At 58.0% G+C, this 17,757-nt stretch carries 16 protein-coding genes and 2 tRNA genes; 1 reads left to right on the top strand and 17 read right to left on the bottom strand.

The window, feature by feature from the left end; translation table 11 throughout:
* The 9 genes from rimP to rlmE all read right to left on the bottom strand — a co-directional run.
* Positions 1-207 (bottom strand): ribosome maturation factor RimP (rimP, locus tag BLX41_RS36405; RefSeq protein ID WP_259697063.1); only part of this gene is annotated, 207 nt, incomplete at its 3' end.
* A gap of 130 nt (positions 208-337) precedes the next feature.
* Positions 338-414 (bottom strand) — tRNA-Met (locus tag BLX41_RS27355).
* A gap of 96 nt (positions 415-510) precedes the next feature.
* Positions 511-596 (bottom strand) — tRNA-Leu (locus BLX41_RS27350).
* A 29-nt stretch (positions 597-625) separates the two neighbouring features.
* Complete coding sequence (secG, locus tag BLX41_RS27345; protein WP_015634120.1) at positions 626-1,009, bottom strand: preprotein translocase subunit SecG; 384 nt, start codon at positions 1,007-1,009, stop codon at positions 626-628.
* 4 nt (positions 1,010-1,013) lie between these two features.
* Complete coding sequence (gene tpiA / locus BLX41_RS27340) at positions 1,014-1,769, bottom strand: triose-phosphate isomerase (protein WP_025131413.1); 756 nt, start codon at positions 1,767-1,769, stop codon at positions 1,014-1,016.
* A gap of 66 nt (positions 1,770-1,835) precedes the next feature.
* Entirely contained in the window at positions 1,836-3,173 is a 1,338-nt protein-coding gene (gene glmM, locus BLX41_RS27335; RefSeq protein ID WP_123727416.1) for a phosphoglucosamine mutase, read from the bottom strand.
* A 16-nt stretch (positions 3,174-3,189) separates the two neighbouring features.
* Positions 3,190-4,041, bottom strand: coding sequence for a dihydropteroate synthase (gene folP, locus BLX41_RS27330; protein WP_123727415.1), 852 nt, complete (start codon positions 4,039-4,041; stop codon positions 3,190-3,192).
* An 8-nt stretch (positions 4,042-4,049) separates the two neighbouring features.
* Positions 4,050-5,954 (bottom strand): ATP-dependent zinc metalloprotease FtsH, encoded by a 1,905-nt coding sequence (gene ftsH / locus BLX41_RS27325; protein ID WP_060837486.1) that lies wholly within the window; start codon positions 5,952-5,954, stop codon positions 4,050-4,052.
* Between the two features lie 201 nt (positions 5,955-6,155).
* Complete coding sequence (gene rlmE, locus BLX41_RS27320) at positions 6,156-6,785, bottom strand: 23S rRNA (uridine(2552)-2'-O)-methyltransferase RlmE (RefSeq protein ID WP_016967229.1); 630 nt, start codon at positions 6,783-6,785, stop codon at positions 6,156-6,158.
* Positions 6,786-6,889: 104 nt separating this feature from the next.
* On the opposite strand from rlmE, the gene BLX41_RS27315 reads away from it, so the two are divergent.
* A complete protein-coding gene (locus BLX41_RS27315) occupies positions 6,890-7,198 on the top strand; it encodes a YhbY family RNA-binding protein (protein ID WP_102861082.1) in 309 nt (102 codons plus the stop codon).
* A 12-nt stretch (positions 7,199-7,210) separates the two neighbouring features.
* Here the strand turns inward: BLX41_RS27315 and BLX41_RS27310 are convergent, their stop codons facing one another.
* The 8 genes from BLX41_RS27310 to grpE all read right to left on the bottom strand — a co-directional run bounded on the left by BLX41_RS27310 (position 7,211) and on the right by grpE (position 17,711).
* Positions 7,211-7,615, bottom strand: coding sequence for an MFS transporter (locus tag BLX41_RS27310; protein ID WP_123727414.1), 405 nt, complete (start codon positions 7,613-7,615; stop codon positions 7,211-7,213).
* 28 nt (positions 7,616-7,643) lie between these two features.
* A complete protein-coding gene (greA, locus tag BLX41_RS27305; RefSeq protein WP_011059193.1) occupies positions 7,644-8,120 on the bottom strand; it encodes a transcription elongation factor GreA in 477 nt (158 codons plus the stop codon).
* Entirely contained in the window at positions 8,117-11,338 is a 3,222-nt protein-coding gene (carB, locus tag BLX41_RS27300) for a carbamoyl-phosphate synthase large subunit (RefSeq protein WP_123727413.1), read from the bottom strand. Before carB ends, greA begins: the two co-directional genes overlap by 4 nt.
* Before the next feature lie 130 nt (positions 11,339-11,468).
* Entirely contained in the window at positions 11,469-12,605 is a 1,137-nt protein-coding gene (gene carA / locus BLX41_RS27295) for a glutamine-hydrolyzing carbamoyl-phosphate synthase small subunit (protein WP_047301683.1), read from the bottom strand.
* A gap of 257 nt (positions 12,606-12,862) precedes the next feature.
* On the bottom strand, positions 12,863-13,669 hold the full coding sequence (dapB, locus tag BLX41_RS27290) for a 4-hydroxy-tetrahydrodipicolinate reductase (RefSeq protein ID WP_102878327.1): 807 nt from the start codon (positions 13,667-13,669) through the stop codon (positions 12,863-12,865).
* 10 nt (positions 13,670-13,679) lie between these two features.
* A complete protein-coding gene (gene dnaJ, locus BLX41_RS27285) occupies positions 13,680-14,804 on the bottom strand; it encodes a molecular chaperone DnaJ (RefSeq protein ID WP_123727412.1) in 1,125 nt (374 codons plus the stop codon).
* 321 nt (positions 14,805-15,125) lie between these two features.
* On the bottom strand, positions 15,126-17,042 hold the full coding sequence (gene dnaK, locus BLX41_RS27280) for a molecular chaperone DnaK (protein ID WP_123727411.1): 1,917 nt from the start codon (positions 17,040-17,042) through the stop codon (positions 15,126-15,128).
* 102 nt (positions 17,043-17,144) lie between these two features.
* A complete protein-coding gene (gene grpE, locus BLX41_RS27275; protein ID WP_011059187.1) occupies positions 17,145-17,711 on the bottom strand; it encodes a nucleotide exchange factor GrpE in 567 nt (188 codons plus the stop codon).
* Between the last annotated feature and the right edge of the window lie 46 nt (positions 17,712-17,757).

Here is a 17,757-nt window from a genome sequence, read left to right as displayed (position 1 = left end):
GATCGGATCTTCTACGTCGAGAACACCGCTGATCTGACGGCTGACGATGGCGCAATCGTCCACCAGCACGCCGCCTTCTTTATCGATATAAACGCGCAACAATGAGTGGCGACCCTGAGCCGAAAACTCGATACCCCAGCATTCATAGCCAAGGGCCACGACCACCGGGGCCAACAAGGCCTGCAACTGTTCTAGCTTGCTCGACACCTGAACCCCCTCGTGCATGCTTGTGCAAATAAAAAATGGGCGAAGCGCCCATCCCGGAAACGCCGTTGAATAGCGGCGTTATAAAGTGTCCAGCTAACAAAAAGCCCCTGAAAAGGGGCTCCGCTAAAACTGGTTGCGGGGGCCGGATTTGAACCGACGACCTTCGGGTTATGAGCCCGACGAGCTACCAGACTGCTCCACCCCGCGACAAAGCTGGGGCGGAAGTATACGACTGATCCCTTTTTGGGTCAATGTAACCTTCCACCTACAAGAAAGCCCGCAACAGCGGGCTCTCCTGATAATTGGTACCGAGAAGGGGACTCGAACCCCTACACCCTATGGGCACAACCACCTCAAGGTTGCGTGTCTACCAATTCCACCACCTCGGCATAGACTACGTTACTGCATGAAACTCTTCTTACTTCTGCTCTGGAGCTGGAGGTACGTCAGTCGCGCTGTTGGCCGACTTTTGCTCTTGGAGCACCGGGACATCATCAGAAGCCGGTTTTTGCTTTGGCACTTCAAGCACTGCTGGATCTGGTAAGCCTACTTGAGTCAGCTGATGAGCTTTCTCTTTAGCAAAGTAACCTAACCCTAAGCTGGTTATGAAGAAACCGGCGGCAAGTATAGCAGTAAACTTACTAAGAAAGGTAGAGGAACCTTGGCTTCCGAACACAGTATTTGAAGCACCTGCACCGAAAGACGCGCCAGCATCCGCACCTTTACCCTGCTGCAGCAAAACCAGAGCAACTACGCCCAGGGCACCCAGCAGATGAAAAACGACTACGACTGTTTCCAGCATTTTTTCAGTTTCCCGCGGCGCGACAGATCGCACCGAACTCATCTGCATTCAGGGAAGCTCCACCAATGAGCCCCCCATCGATATCCGGCATGCCGAACAGTTCGACCGCATTGGCCGCCTTCACGCTGCCGCCGTATAGAAGCCGCACTCCTCGTGCCACTTCAGAATTCTCTGCCGCCAACTGCGCGCGGATGGCTGCATGCACATCCTGCGCCTGTTGCGGTGTTGCAGTCAGCCCGGTGCCAATGGCCCAGACCGGCTCGTAAGCGATAACAGCATTGGCGAACGCGCCAACACCCAACTCTTCGATAATACTGCCCAGCTGACGCCCTACAACTTCTAGAGTCTTCCCGGCTTCGCGCTGTTCGAGGGTTTCCCCTACACACAGAATCGGCTTCAAACCACAAGCCTGTGCTGCCGCGAACTTGCGATTGAGAGTCGCGTCCCGCTCGCCCATGATCAGACGGCGTTCGGAATGCCCAACCAGCACCAGGGAACAACCTGCGTCCACCAATTGACTCGGGGCGATCTCGCCCGTCAACGCACCTTGCATGGATTCCACCGCAGAATTCTGCGCGCCGACCGAAATCGACTTACCTTTCAAGCCATCAATCACTTGATTGATATACAAGCAAGGCGGGAATACCGCGACATCAACACCGCTTGGCAAGGCCAGATGACGAAGGCCATTGATCAGCTCAGCGACGCTGGCGCGGGTACCGTGCATCTTCCAGTTACCAGCTACCATAGGGCGACGCATGCTGTACCTCGTCGGTCAAAGTGGGCGCAGATGTTACCCAACCAAAACAACACTGGCAAGCCGAAATCAGGCAGAAACTTCAGCAACCAGTTTTGCCAGCTCATCAGCATAAGCGCGAACCTGTGCTTCATCGCTACCTTCGACCATGACACGCACCAAAGGCTCGGTACCGGACTTGCGCAGAAGAACCCGGCCACGCCCCGCCATCGCGGCAGTCACGCGTTCACAGGCCTCTTTCACAGCAGGATGCTCAACCGGGTTATCCCCCCCGGCAAAGCGAACATTGACCAGCACTTGAGGGCACTTACGCAGCCCCTGACGTGACTGCGCCAGGCTTTCACCACGCGCCTTGAGTGCCATCAGCACCTGCAATGCAGCGATGATCGCATCACCCGTCGTGGCGTGCCGCAAGCACACGATGTGCCCGGAGTTCTCTCCCCCCACCAGCCAGTTGCGTTCCAGCAGTTCGGCAATCACATAACGATCACCTACATTGGCCCGGACAAAAGGAATACCCAGATCCGCCAGAGCCAGCTCCAGCCCCAGATTGCTCATAAGCGTCCCGACCACACCGCCTTGCAACTTGTCACGCTCATGCAAATCCCGGGCGATGATGAACAGCAGCTCATCACCGTCAACAATTGCACCGGTCTGGTCGACCATCAGCACCCGGTCACCGTCGCCATCAAAGGCAATACCCAGATCCGCGTGCTCGGCCAGTACCGCCGCCTGCAATTGCGACATATGAGTCGAACCGCAGTTCTCGTTGATGTTCAAGCCATTAGGCTGCGCAGACAGAACCGTGACTTGCGCGCCCAACTCGCGGAATACACTCGGCGCTACCTTGTAGGTGGCGCCATGAGCGCAGTCCAGGACGACTTTCAAGCCGGCAAAACTGGTGCTCGATGGCACGCTGCTCTTGCAGAACTCAATGTAGCGCCCCGATGCGTCGTTGATCCGCGAAACCTTGCCGAGCTTGCTCGACTCCACCACGGTCATCGGCGCATCCAGCAACTCTTCGATCATCAACTCCACCTCGTCAGGCAACTTGGTGCCCTCACCCGAGAAGAACTTGATGCCGTTGTCATCATGGGGATTGTGCGAAGCACTGATGACAATCCCGGCCTCCGCATGGAAGGTGCGCGTCAGATAAGCGATCGCCGGAGTCGGCATCGGCCCCAGCAGCATTACATCTGCACCGGCGGCAGACAGCCCTGCCTCGAGAGCCGATTCGAACATGTACCCAGAGATACGCGTGTCCTTGCCTACCAGCACGCGGCAGGCGCCCATGCTGCGAAAGGCCATGCCAGCCGCCCAACCGAGCTTGAGCATGAAATCAGGAGTAATCGGGAATTCGCCCACACGACCACGAATGCCGTCGGTGCCAAAGTATTTCTTAGTCATAAGTACTCCATCGTTCTTATTCGGCGGATTCCACTGCCGCAATCATTCGCACAACGTCCACTGTCTCGGCGACATCATGGACGCGGATAATTTTCGCCCCCTTGGTCACCGCCAGTGCCGCGAGCGCCAGACTACCGTGCAATCGCTCGGCTACAGGTCGATTCAAGGTTTGGCCAACCATGCTTTTGCGCGAAACCCCAACCAGAAGGGGGCGCCCAAGGGCATGCAGGGCCTCCATATGCTTGAACAGGCTCAAATTGTGCTGCAGGGTCTTGGCAAAGCCAAAGCCCGGATCGAGAACAATCCGTTCAGCGCCAATCCCGACAGCCGCACACGCAGCCATTCGCTCGGCCAAAAAGACACCCACTTCCTGGGTGACATTCTGATAATGCGGATTATCCTGCATATCTCCCGGCTCACCGAGCATATGCATCAGACACACCGGCAAACCGGTGGCAGCAGCTGCATCCAGAGCACCATCACGGCGCAACGCACGTACATCGTTAATCAACCCCGCCCCGAGACGTGCAGTTTCGCGAATCACTGCCGGGGTTGAGGTATCAACGGAAATAACCACGTCCAGTTCACGATGAATTCGCTCGACGACAGGGGCAACGCGCTCCAGCTCCTCCAGCGGCGATACCGTCCGGGCACCGGGCCGAGTTGATTCGCCGCCGATATCGATCAGCGTAGCACCGGCGGCAACCATGGCCTCGGCATGTCGCAAAGCAACATCCAGCTGGCTGAAGCGACCGCCATCGGAAAAGGAATCGGGGGTTACATTCAAGATGCCCATGACATGCGCACGGGCCAAATCAAGAACCCGGTTGCCGCAAGGCAACCGGGTGGAGGAAGGAACAGAAGTCATTTAAAACCTTAGTGGTCGGCAGCAGGGCCGCCGATGGGTGTTTCCGGACGTTCGTTTTGCACTACTGGAGGAGTAGTACCCGAACCGCCCTCCCAATCACGAGGTTCACGCGGAGTACGCCCCGCCATGATGTCGTCAATCTGATCGGCATCGATGGTTTCGTACTTCATCAAGGCGTCCGCCATGGCGTCCAGCTTGTCGCGGTTGTCCGTCAGGATCTGTTTGGCAGTGCCGTAGCACTGGTCAATGATACTGCGCACTTCGGAGTCGATCAGTTTCGCTGTTTCAGCGGACAAACTGGCATGCTGACTGCCAGCACTGCGACCCAGGAATACTTCGCCCTCTTCTTCCGCATACATCAGCGGACCGAGTTTTTCGGAGAGGCCCCACTTGGTGACCATGTTCCGAGCAATCTGGCTGGCGCGCATGATGTCGTTGGATGCACCGGTGGTCACGCCGTCAAAACCCAGCGTCATCTCTTCTGCGATACGGCCACCATAGAGCGAGCAGATCTGGCTGATCAGGGCTCGCTTGGACAGGCTGTAGCGATCTTCTTCCGGCAGGAACATGGTGACGCCCAATGCCCGACCGCGAGGGATGATCGAGACTTTGTAGACCGGATCATGCTCAGGCACGACTCGACCGACAATGGCGTGGCCGGCTTCGTGATAAGCGGTGTTCTGCTTTTCTTTCTCGGACATGACCATGGATTTGCGCTCTGCGCCCATCATGATCTTGTCCTTGGCCAGTTCAAATTCCTTCATTTCGACAATACGCTTACCGGTACGAGCCGCGAACAACGAAGCCTCGTTCACCAGGTTTGCCAAGTCGGCACCGGAGAAACCCGGTGTACCGCGCGCGATTACTGCCGGGGCAACATCTTCGCCCATTGGCACTTTGCGCATGTGAACCTTGAGAATCTGCTCACGACCGCGAATGTCCGGCAGGCCAACCACCACCTGGCGGTCGAAACGACCAGGACGCAGCAACGCTGGGTCGAGTACGTCTGGACGGTTAGTGGCAGCGATAACAATGATGCCGTCATTCATTTCAAAGCCGTCCATCTCAACCAGCAATTGGTTGAGGGTCTGCTCACGCTCATCATGACCGCCGCCCATGCCGGCGCCACGGTGACGACCGACAGCGTCGATCTCATCGATGAAAATGATGCACGGAGCATGTTTCTTGGCCTGCTCAAACATATCGCGAACACGGCTGGCACCGACACCAACGAACATCTCGACGAAGTCGGAACCGGAAATAGTGAAGAATGGCACCTTGGCTTCGCCCGCAATGGCCTTGGCCAGCAAGGTCTTACCGGTACCCGGCGGACCTACCATCAGCACCCCCCGAGGAATGCGACCGCCCAGACGCTGGAACTTGCCCGGATCACGCAGGAACTCAACCAGTTCGCCAACTTCCTCCTTAGCCTCGTCACAACCAGCGACGTCAGCCAGAGTGGTTTTCACCTGATCTTCAGAGAGCAGACGCGCCTTGCTCTTGCCAAAGCTCATTGGCCCACCCTTGCCACCTGCGCCACCTTGCATTTGCCGCATGAAGAACATGAAGACGGCAATGATCACCAGGATCGGGAAGCTGGCCACCAACAGTTGGGTCCAGATGCTTTGCTGCTCAGGCTGCTTGCCTTCGACCACGACATGGTTGTCCACCAAATCGCCGATCAGGCCATTGTCCTGAATGGCAGGACGAATGGTTTTGAAGCTGTCGCCATCGTTGCGCTTGCCGGTAATCACGTAGCCATCAACCGCTACGCGCTCGACCTTGCCATCCTTAACTTGCTGGATGAAGTCGGAGTAGTTGAGGGTTTGCGGCTCGTTAGGGCTGGAGAAGTTGTTCATCACCGTCACAAGGACGGCAGCGATGATCAACCAAAGGATCAGATTCTTTGCCATGTCGTTCAATTAACTACCCTCTGAAGCAAGCTCCGCTACTGGCGCGCGCTTCGCATGATATTCACCGGCCTAACTTACTACATTACCTACAGCTCTGGCAGGCGCTGTCTGTAACCCTATGTGAAACTTAGACTACACAATATGCGTTTAATCTGACGGGGCGAAATACGAAAATCCTATCACCCCAGTCAAAATCCTTACTTACTCACTGCGACCACGGAAGCCACGCCCCAACAGGTATTGCTCCCTAGAACGGTCACGGGAAGATGTCGGCTTGCGCATCTGCACTTTCTCGAACATCTGCCGAACGCTCTTGTGGTACTCATCAAAACCTTCACCCTGGAAGATCTTGATCAGAAAATCACCACCTGGACGTAATACCCGACTAGCAAGATCCAGCGCCAATTCGCACAGGAACATCGCACGAGGCATGTCCACAGCCGCTAACCCACTCATATTGGGGGCCATATCGGAAATCACAAGGTCAACTTCAGAATTTCCGACAGCTTCGAGGATCTGCGCCAACACCGCATCCTCGGTAAAGTCCCCTTGAATAAAGGTCACATCGGGAATGCTGTCCATCTCCAGGATGTCGGAGGCAATCAAGCGCCCCTGACCACCAATCAGACGACTGGTCACCTGCGACCAGCCACCCGGGGCGGCCCCTAGGTCGATCACACTCATGCCAGGACGGATAAGGCGGTCCTTTTCCTGGATCTCCAGCAGCTTGTAGCTGGCACGGGAACGGTACCCATCTTTTTGCGCCATTTTGACGAATGGGTCGTTGAAGTGCTCTTTCAGCCAGTTATGGCTAGTTTTGGAACGGGCCACGGGCCACCTCAAAATAAAACGGGTCGTGATTAACTGGGCGGTCCCGGACTCGCTCGGGTAAACTGGCCGCCGCTTTTTACAAGATCAGACGCAGGGGTCAGATTATGCCGCTCACTCAAGAGCAGAAGAAACAGTACAAATCCATTGGCCACCATCTGAAACCAGTATTGACTGTGGCTGACAACGGTTTGACCGAAGGTGTGCTAGCCGAACTTGAACGCGCCTTGAGCGATCACGAGCTGATCAAGATCAAGCTCAACATCCTCGAGCGCGAATCGCGCCTGGAAGCCATTGCCGAACTGTGCAAGGCCGGCAAAGCGGATCTGGTGCAGGTCATCGGCAAGATGGCGCTGATCTACCGCAAGAACGCCAAGGTAAACAAGCAATTGTCGAACGTCCATCGTTTCAACTGACGTCGACTCGGGTCAAGGGTGTGCCTGGCGCACCCTTCCACCCCATCCTGGCACCGGCTGCAGCACCAGTATCAAGCCGGAAAAGCCCAGAACCAGATAGCTGAACAACTGCCAGCGCTGAGCTTCCGGCAACAGAACGCGCACAGTGAAATACATCGCGCACGCATACATTGCCATCAACAGCAGTTGCCCCCGAATATCCCGCCAAAGACTTCTCAGCCCTTCGGACTGAATCAGCACCAGCGCCTGTAGAACCAGGCACGCCGCCGAAAAGCCCACCAACAACGCACTGAGCAGCGTCGAAACCTCTTCGATGAGCAAGGGAGCGAGGCCAATCTGGCCCAGGACGGGAAACAAGCCGAGATGCAATAACCATAAGCCGCCGACCCACAACATCTGGGTCAGCTGCCAAAGCATGGCGCCCGCATGCAGCGGGCGCCTTCTTTCAGATGTGACGGACTTCGACAATCTCATACTCGATAACGCCGCCAGGCGTTTTGACCGCCACCACATCACCCTCTTCCTTGGCAATCAAGGCGCGGGCAATCGGCGAGCCGACGGAAATTTTACCGAGCTTGATATCAGCCTCGTCCTCACCAACGATCTGGTAGGTCACGCTTTCGTCGGTCTCGACGTTGGCGATCTCGACCGTGGTACCAAAGATTACCTTGCCGGTATGAGGAATGGTCGTGACGTCGATGACCACCGAGTTCTGCAGACGACCTTCGATATCACGGATCCGAGCCTCGACCATGCCTTGCTGTTCACGGGCAGCATGGTATTCAGCGTTTTCCTTCAAATCACCCAACTCGCGGGCCGTACCGATGTCCTGGCTGAGCTTCGGACGCACGACCTTGGTCAGGTGAGCATGCTCTTCTTCCAGGGCGCGAGCGCCCTGGACGGTCATTGGGTATTTATTCATGCCTTCAATCCTGCGTGTAGATCCTGCAAGCGACGCACGGTTTTTTCTGGACCGAACTTCAACGCTTCGCAGATAGCTTCGCCAGCAGCAATGGTGGTGGTGCAGTAGATCTTGTGCTGCAAGGCGTTACGACGAATGGAGTAAGAGTCAGCGATCGACTGACGACCTTCAGTGGTGTTGATGATCAGGGTGACTTCGTCGTTCTTGATCATATCGACCACATGCGGACGACCTTCAGTCACCTTGTTCACACGACGCACTTTCAGGCCGGCCGCTTCGATCAGCTTGGCGGTGCCCGCAGTAGCGACCACTTCGAAGCCCAAGTTGATCAGATCACGGGCCACGCCTGCAACCAGAGGTTTGTCATCGTCACGGACACTGATGAATGCAGTACCGCCAGTCGGCAGCACTTCGCTGGCACCCATCTGGGCCTTGGCGAAAGCCTCACCGAAAGTATCGCCCACACCCATGACCTCACCGGTGGACTTCATCTCTGGGCCGAGGATCGGGTCAACACCCGGGAACTTGGCGAACGGGAACACCGCTTCCTTGACGCTGTAGAAGTTCGGGATGATTTCCTTGGTAAAGCCCAGCTCTTTCAGGGTCTTACCAGCCATCACCCGAGCCGCGATCATCGCCAGGGAGACGCCGATGCACTTGGACACGAAAGGCACGGTGCGGGAAGCACGCGGGTTCACTTCAATGACGTAGATTTCATTGCCCTGCAGGGCCAACTGTACGTTCATCAAGCCAACCACGCCCAACTCCAGGGCCATTTTCTTGACCTGCTCACGCATCTCATCCTGGATGTGCGCCGGCAGCGAGTACGGCGGCAGGGAGCACGCGGAGTCACCGGAGTGAACGCCGGCCTGCTCGATGTGCTGCATGATCGCGCCGATCACCACGTCGGTACCGTCGCAGACCGCATCTACGTCCATCTCGATGGCGCAGTTGAGGAAGTGGTCCAGCAGCACCGGGCTGTCGTTGGACACTTGCACCGCTTCACGCAGGTAGCGCTTGAGCTCTTCTTCCTCGTAGACGATTTCCATCGCCCGGCCGCCCAGAACATAGGACGGACGCACCACCAACGGATAACCGATCTTGGTCGCGGCACGAATCGCTTCGTCTTCGCTGCGCACAGTGGCGTTTGGTGGCTGACGCAGGTTCAGGCGCTCAACCATTTGCTGGAAGCGCTCACGGTCTTCGGCACGGTCGATGGCGTCAGGACTGGTGCCAATGATCGGCACACCGGCCGCTTCCAGGGCACGGGCCAATTTCAGCGGAGTCTGGCCGCCGTACTGAACGATCACGCCTTTTGGCTTCTCGACGCGGACGATTTCCAGCACGTCTTCCAGGGTTACTGGCTCGAAGTACAGGCGATCGGAGGTGTCGTAGTCGGTGGAAACGGTTTCCGGGTTGCAGTTGACCATGATGGTTTCGTAACCATCGTCGCGCAGCGCCAGTGCAGCGTGTACGCAGCAGTAGTCGAACTCGATACCCTGGCCGATACGGTTTGGACCGCCACCCAGGATCATGATCTTGTCACGACTCGAAGGTGCGGCTTCGCACTCTTCTTCATAAGTCGAGTACAGGTAAGCGGTGTCAGTGGCGAACTCGGCGGCGCAAGTATCGACGCGCTTGTAGACCGGGAACACTTCCAGCTTATGACGGTGAGTGCGCAGGTTCTTCTCGGTCACACCCAGCAGCTTGGCCAGACGCTGGTCGGAGAAGCCTTTGCGCTTCAAGCGGAACATCAGGTCGCGACCGATAGCCGACAACCCCAAGGTCTTGACCTTCTCTTCTTCCTTGATCAGATCTTCGATCTGCACCAGGAACCAAGGATCGATCATGTTCATCCCGAAGATCTGCTCGACGGTCATGCCGGCACGGAAGGCGTCAGCCACGTACCAGATACGCTCGGCGCCTGGCACGGTCAGCTCACGCTTGAGCACGTTCATGCTTTCCGGGTTGCTCAGGTCGAGTTTCGGATCCAGGCCGCAAACACCAACCTCCAGACCGCGCAGAGCTTTCTGCAGGGATTCCTGGAAGGTCCGGCCGATGGCCATGACTTCACCCACCGACTTCATCTGGGTGGTCAGGCGCGCGTCCGCCTTGGAGAACTTCTCGAAGGCGAAGCGCGGCAGCTTGGTCACGACGTAGTCGATTGACGGCTCGAAGGAGGCTGGAGTCTTGCCACCGGTGATGTCGTTGGACAGCTCGTCCAGGGTGTAACCCACCGCCAGCTTGGCCGCGACCTTGGCGATCGGGAAGCCGGTGGCTTTCGAGGCCAGCGCCGAGGAGCGGGACACCCGCGGGTTCATCTCGATCACGACCATGCGGCCGGTGTTCGGGCAGATGCCGAACTGCACGTTGGAGCCGCCGGTTTCCACGCCGATCTCGCGCAGTACCGCCAGGGAGGCGTTACGCAGGATCTGGTATTCCTTGTCGGTCAGGGTCTGTGCCGGAGCCACGGTGATCGAGTCACCGGTGTGCACACCCATCGGGTCGAAGTTTTCGATGGAGCAGACGATGATGCAGTTGTCCTTCTTATCGCGGACCACCTCCATCTCGTACTCTTTCCAGCCGATCAGCGATTCGTCGATCAGCAGTTCCTTGGTCGGCGACAGGTCCAGACCGCGGGCGCAGATCTCTTCGAACTCTTCACGGTTGTAAGCAATACCGCCACCGGTGCCGCCCATGGTGAAGGACGGACGGATGATGCAAGGGAAGCCCAGCTTGTCGAGGACTGCATTGGCCTCTTCCATGCTGTGAGCGATACCGGAACGTGGGCACGCCAGGCCGATGGACTTCATGGCGGCGTCGAAGCGCGAACGGTCTTCAGCCTTGTCGATAGTGTCGGCATTGGCGCCGATCATCTCTACGCCGAACTTCTCCAGAACGCCTTCGCGCTCCAGGTCCAGAGCGCAGTTCAAAGCAGTCTGGCCGCCCATGGTTGGCAGCAGCGCGTCCGGGCGCTCTTTCTCGATGATCTTGGCAACAGTCTGCCACTTGATCGGCTCGATGTAGGTGGCGTCGGCCATGGCCGGGTCGGTCATGATGGTGGCCGGGTTGGAGTTCACCAGGATGACCCGGTACCCCTCTTCGCGCAGGGCCTTGCAGGCCTGGGCGCCGGAGTAGTCGAACTCACAGGCCTGGCCGATCACGATCGGGCCAGCGCCAAGAATCAGGATGCTTTTAATGTCTGTACGTTTTGGCATGGGTTGTCACTCAAATCCGCAGGTCAGTCGGCAAGCCGTCTTGAACATTCTCTGAGGCGCCTGAGGGGATTCCGCCGGACTCGCCGGGGCCGCCCTCAGGCGCTGCTCGCTACACTTTCAAGGCGAACGCTTAGCGTCGCTTGGCCATCTCGTTGATGAAGCGGTCGAACAGCGGCGCCACATCGTTCGGGCCCGGGCTGGCTTCAGGGTGGCCCTGGAAGCTGAACGCGCTCTTGTCGGTACGCTCGATACCCTGCAAGGTGCCGTCGAACAGCGACTTGTGGATCGCCCGGACGTTGCCCGGCAGCGTGGCTTCATCCACCGCAAAACCGTGGTTCTGGCTGGTGATCATGACCACTCCGGTATCCAGGTCCTGGACCGGGTGGTTGGCGCCGTGGTGGCCGTGGCCCATTTTCAGGGTCTTGGCGCCGGAGGCCAAGGCCAGCAGTTGGTGACCCAGGCAGATGCCGAACACCGGAATCTCGGTTTCGAGGATTTCCTTGATCGCCTTGATGGCGTAGTCGCAAGGCTCGGGGTCGCCTGGGCCGTTGGACAGGAACACGCCATCCGGATTGAGGGCCAGGACGTCGCTCGCCGGGGTCTGAGCAGGCACCACGGTCACGCGGCAACCGCGCTCCACCAGCATGCGCAGGATGTTCAGCTTGACCCCGTAGTCATAGGCAACCACGTGGTACGGCAGATCGGCGGCTTCGATGGTGGCGTGGCTGTCGGTCTTCAGATCCCAGACCGTCGAACGCCATTCGTAGCTTTGCTTGGTGCTGACGACTTTCGCCAGGTCCATGCCCTTGAGGCCCGGGAAGCCGCGGGCGGCAGCAATCGCCGCCTCTTCGGAAATGTTGTCGCCGGCCATGATGCAGCCGTTCTGTGCACCTTTCTCACGCAGGATGCGGGTCAGGCGACGGGTGTCGATACCGGCGATCGCCACGACGTTGTTGGCTTTCAGGTAATCGGACAGGGACAGGGTGTTACGCCAGTTGCTGGCCACCAGCGGCAAGTCACGGATAACCAGGCCAGCCGACCAGACGCGATCGGACTCGGCGTCTTCCGGCGTGGTGCCGGTGTTGCCGATGTGGGGATAGGTCAGGGTAACGATCTGTTGGGCGTAGGAAGGATCGGTAAGGATTTCCTGATAGCCGGTCATTGCGGTGTTGAACACCACCTCACCAACGGTCTGACCGTCGGCTCCAATGGCTTCGCCACGAAAAATGCTGCCATCAGCAAGGGCGAGTATGGCTGGCTTAGTCAAGAAGACCTCCCGTAAATAGAGCCTGAAAGGGCGATCGCAGGTTGTAAAAAAGCGGAATGACGTATAGACACGTCACCCCGCTTCTTCGTCGAATTATCTGCGCGCTTTTAGTGGACACACTAAAGCTGTAGCTTACAGAAAAAGGCTTTTTCGGTCCACCGCTAATGAGCCCTAAAGGCAGAGGAATGCGACAGAACATCGCCTAGCGGTTTGAAGCAGGGGCCGAGGCACAACCTCAACCCCACTTCAGATGCATCTCAACGCAGATCCAGCACATCCTGCATGTCGTAAAGACCGGCCTCACGACCATCCAGCCAGAGAGCGGCACGCACCGCTCCCTTGGCGAAGGTCATGCGACTGGAGGCCTTATGGGTGATTTCCAAGCGCTCGCCCTCAGTGGCAAACAGCACAGTATGATCCCCCACCACATCACCACCACGCACAGTGGCAAAACCGATGGTTTCGCGCTCACGCGCACCGGTATGCCCCTCGCGACCATAGACCGCAACCTGTTGCAGGTCGCGCCCCAAGGCATTGGCAATCACCTCACCCATGCGCAGGGCAGTGCCCGAAGGCGCATCGATCTTGTGCCGGTGATGGGCCTCGATGATTTCGATGTCCGCATCATCACCCAGCACCCGAGCCGCCATGTCCAGCAGCTTCAGCGACAGGTTCACCCCAACACTGAAGTTTGCAGCGAAGACGATGGGAATATCCTTGCCCGCCTCGGCCAGCAATTGCTTTTCCTTGGCACCCAAACCCGTAGTACCAATCACCATGGCCTTGCCCGCCTTACGGCAGAAGGCCAGGTTCTTGAGCATCACTTCCGGCAAGGTGAAATCGATCAGCACATCAAACTCATCGACAACCTTCTCCAGGCTATCGGACATCGACACGCCAAGACGACCCAGGGACGCCAGCTCACCTGCATCCGCGCCCACCAGCGAACTGCCAGGGCGAACGATGGCTGCCGTCAGCCCGGAGAGCGGCGAGCGCAGCTGCACAGCCTCGACCAAAGTCTTGCCCATGCGCCCCGCGGCGCCCATCACTGCTATACGTCGCATGCATTACTCCTTACAGGTCGCCGAAGAAGCGCTTGACGCCCTCGAACCAACCCGTGGTTTTCGGCGAGTGCGAATTGTCGCCATCCAGCGAACCGCGCAGCTCTTCCAGCAACTCGCGCTGACGACGGCTCAGGTTCACTGGCGTTTCCACCGCAACCCGGCACATCAGGTCGCCGGCACCGCCGCCACGCACCGGAGCAACGCCCTTGCCACGAATCCGGAACTGCTTGCCGGTCTGGGTTCCCTCAGGGATCTTCAGCTTGACCCGACCATCCAGGGTCGGAATCTCCAACTCGCCACCCAGCGCCGCATCAACGAAGCTGATAGGTACTTCGCAGAACAGGTGCTTGCCGTCACGCTGGAAGATCGCGTGCTCGCGCACATTGATCACCACATACAGGTCACCGGTCGGACCACCCTGAGTCCCCGCCTCGCCCTCACCGGACAGACGGATACGGTCACCGGTATCGACACCCGCCGGCACTTTTACCGACAGCGTCTTGTACTCTTCGACCCGGCCTTCGCCGTGGCACGAATCGCACGGATCGGAAATGATCTTGCCCTGGCCATGGCAACGCGGGCAGGTCTGCTGCACCGAGAAGAAGCCCTGCTGCATCCGCACCTGACCAATACCACCGCAGGTCGGGCAAGTGACAGGCGACGAGCCTTTCTTGGCACCCGAGCCATCGCATGGCTTACAGTTGACCAGTGTCGGCACACGGATATTCACCGTGGTGCCACGCACCGCCTCCTCCAGATTCAGCTCCAAGGTGTAACGCAGGTCGCTGCCGCGCTGCGCGCCGCCACGGGAACCGCCGCGACCGCCACCGAAGAAATCACTGAACACATCACCGAAGATATCGGAGAAGTTCTGACCGCCAAAACCGGCGCCACCGCCACCCATGCTCGGATCGACACCGGCATGACCATATTGGTCATAAGCTGCGCGCTTACTGGAGTCGGACAGCACTTCGTAGGCCTCGTTGGCCTCCTTGAACATGTCTTCCGACGCTTTGTCGCCGGGATTACGATCCGGGTGATGCTTCATCGCCAGGCGACGGTAAGCCTTTTTCAGCTCCGCTTCGCTGGAGCCACGCTCCACACCCAATACTTCGTAATAGTCACGCTTTGCCATAAGTCTTTGCACTCTTAAGGACGTCCGGCAAACCCTCCTGAGCTCTGCCAAACTCGCTGAGCCCCAATACAGGCCCGGACCCAACTCACGTCAATTCAACGATCCTGGTCTTGGATAGACGACCCGCTTGCAGGTCGATAATTGCGGTCATCGCAGCCGGAAAGCAGGAGCTTCTCCGACCCGACCGCCAGCGCACAAACGAAGGTTGTACGCCATCAAAATTCGCTGACTCCAGACACGCCAACGCGGGAGCAAGCTCCCGCGCGGCGACATCCTACCAGTCACCGCCCGAAGGCAGTCAACCGGCCGACCAACAAGCCATTACTTGTGGTCTTTTACTTCTTCGAACTCGGCATCGACGACGTCGTCGGCTTTTTCAGCGGACTCGGCGTGCGGTGCCGCGCCTTCTGCAGGCTGGGCCTGTTCGGCGTACATCTTCTGAGCAACCGGGGCCGAGACTTTCGACAGCTCTTCGACCTTGGCGTCGATGGCAGCCTTGTCGTCGCCTTTGACAGCGGCTTCCAAGGCAACCACGGCAGCTTCGATCGCGGTCTTCTCTTCCGCAGTCACTTTGTCGCCGGCGTCAGCCACCATCTTGCGAGTCGAGTGCACCAGCGCATCACCCTGGTTACGGGCAGTGGCCAGCTCTTCGAACTTGCGATCCTCTTCCGAGTTGGCTTCAGCGTCGCGGATCATCTGCTGGATCTCTTCATCCGACAGACCCGAGTTGGCCTTGATCACGATCGACTGAGTCTTGCCGGTGGCCTTGTCCTTCGCACCTACGTGCAGGATGCCGTTGGCGTCGATGTCGAAGGTCACTTCGATCTGCGGCACGCCACGTGGAGCAGGTGGAATGTCGGCCAGGTCGAACTTGCCCAGGGACTTGTTCTGCGCGGCTTGCTTGCGCTCACCCTGCAGCACGTGAATGGTCACTGCGCCCTGGTTGTCGTCGGCAGTCGAGAACACTTGCGATTTCTTGGTAGGAATCGTGGTGTTTTTCTCGATCAGCGCAGTCATCACGCCACCCATGGTTTCGATACCCAGGGTCAGCGGGCTGACGTCCAGCAGCAGCACGTCTTTCACGTCACCGGCCAGTACCGCACCCTGGATCGCAGCACCCATGGCAACAGCTTCGTCCGGGTTGACGTCCTTACGGGCTTCTTTACCGAAGAAGTCGGTTACGGTTTTCTGCACCAGCGGCATACGGGTCTGGCCGCCAACCAGGATCACGTCGTTGATCGCGCCGACGTCGATACCGGCGTCCTTCAGAGCGATACGGCATGGCTCGATGGTGCGCTGAACCAGATCTTCAACCAGAGATTCCAGCTTGGCGCGGGAAATCTTCACGTTCAGGTGCTTAGGACCAGTGGCATCTGCAGTGATGTACGGCAGGTTGACATCGGTCTGCTGGCTCGAGGACAGCTCGATCTTGGCTTTTTCGGCAGCTTCTTTCAGACGCTGCATGGCCAGCGGGTCACCCTTGAGGTTCATGCCGCTTTCTTTCTTGAACTCATCAACCAGGTAGTCGATCAGACGGATGTCGAAGTCCTCGCCACCCAGGAAGGTGTCACCGTTGGTGGCCAGTACTTCGAACTGGTGCTCGCCATCGACTTCAGCGATCTCGATCACGGAGACGTCGAAAGTACCACCGCCCAGGTCGTAAACGATCACGGTGTGATCGCCCTTGGCCTTGTCCATGCCGTAAGCCAGAGCGGCTGCGGTTGGTTCGTTGATGATGCGCTTGACGTCCAGACCGGCGATGCGACCGGCGTCCTTGGTGGCCTGACGCTGGCTGTCGTTGAAGTAGGCCGGAACAGTAATGACCGCCTCGGTCACTGCTTCACCGAGGTAGTCTTCGGCGGTCTTCTTCATTTTCTTGAGGATTTCAGCCGAGATCTGTGGCGGAGCCATTTTCTGGCCGTTCACTTCAACCCAGGCGTCGTTGTTGTCAGCCTTGACGATCTTGTAAGGGACCATCTGGATGTCTTTCTGCACAACTTCTTCGTCGAAACGACGACCGATCAGACGCTTAACTGCGTACAGGGTGTTGTGCGGGTTGGTGACAGCCTGACGCTTGGCCGACTGACCTACCAGAATCTCGCCATCGTTGGCGTACGCGATGATCGACGGCGTGGTACGCGCGCCTTCAGCGTTTTCGATAACTTTTACGTTGCCGTTTTCAAGAATGGAGACGCACGAGTTGGTGGTCCCCAAGTCAATACCGATAATCTTGCCCATGTTAACTCTCCCGAAACTTTGGATTTGGATGCCGCAGCTGTGGTGGCAAACTGCGGTAGCACTTAAACGCTTGACTGATAAATGGGGGCTCTACAGCCGTTTTCAAGCCTTTTCGTCAATCGAAGGCGAAACCGGTGCAGGAGCCTTGCTGACCACGACCATGGCCGGGCGCAGCAGGCGACCGTTGAGCTGGTAGCCCTTCTGGAACACTTTGAGAACACTGTTTGGCTCGACATCCGCGCTTTCCTGCATGGCCATGGCCTGATGCTGTTCAGCATTGAACGGTTCGCCGTGAGGATCGATGGCTTCCAACTGATAACGCTTGAGGGTGTCGTGGAACATCTTCAAGGTCAGCTCGATACCTTCACGCATCGGGCGGATGCTTTCGTCGTCCGGGTTGGACAGCTCCAGGCCACGCTCCAGGCTGTCGATCACCGGCAGCAGGTCACCGGCAAACTTCTCGAGAGCAAATTTGTGAGCCTTTTCCACGTCCTGCTCGGCGCGGCGGCGGACGTTCTGCAGATCGGCAGCAACACGCAAAGCCTGATCCTGCGCACCAGCCAGTTGCTCTTCGAGCACTTGTACACGAGCCGCCAGGTCATCACCCGATGCCTCGGGAGCCTGATTGGCGTCTAGATTTTGCGTATCCAGCGTCTGTTCGTCAGCCATGAAATTCTCCTTTCAATATCGTCTGTGAGCCGGGCTCACTCTTCTG

This window comes from Pseudomonas protegens, from assembly GCF_003732485.1.
GTDB lineage: Bacteria > Pseudomonadota > Gammaproteobacteria > Pseudomonadales > Pseudomonadaceae > Aquipseudomonas > Aquipseudomonas protegens_B.
Note: the sequence above shows the minus strand (reverse complement) of the source record. Positions and strands in the feature narration are given on the sequence as shown.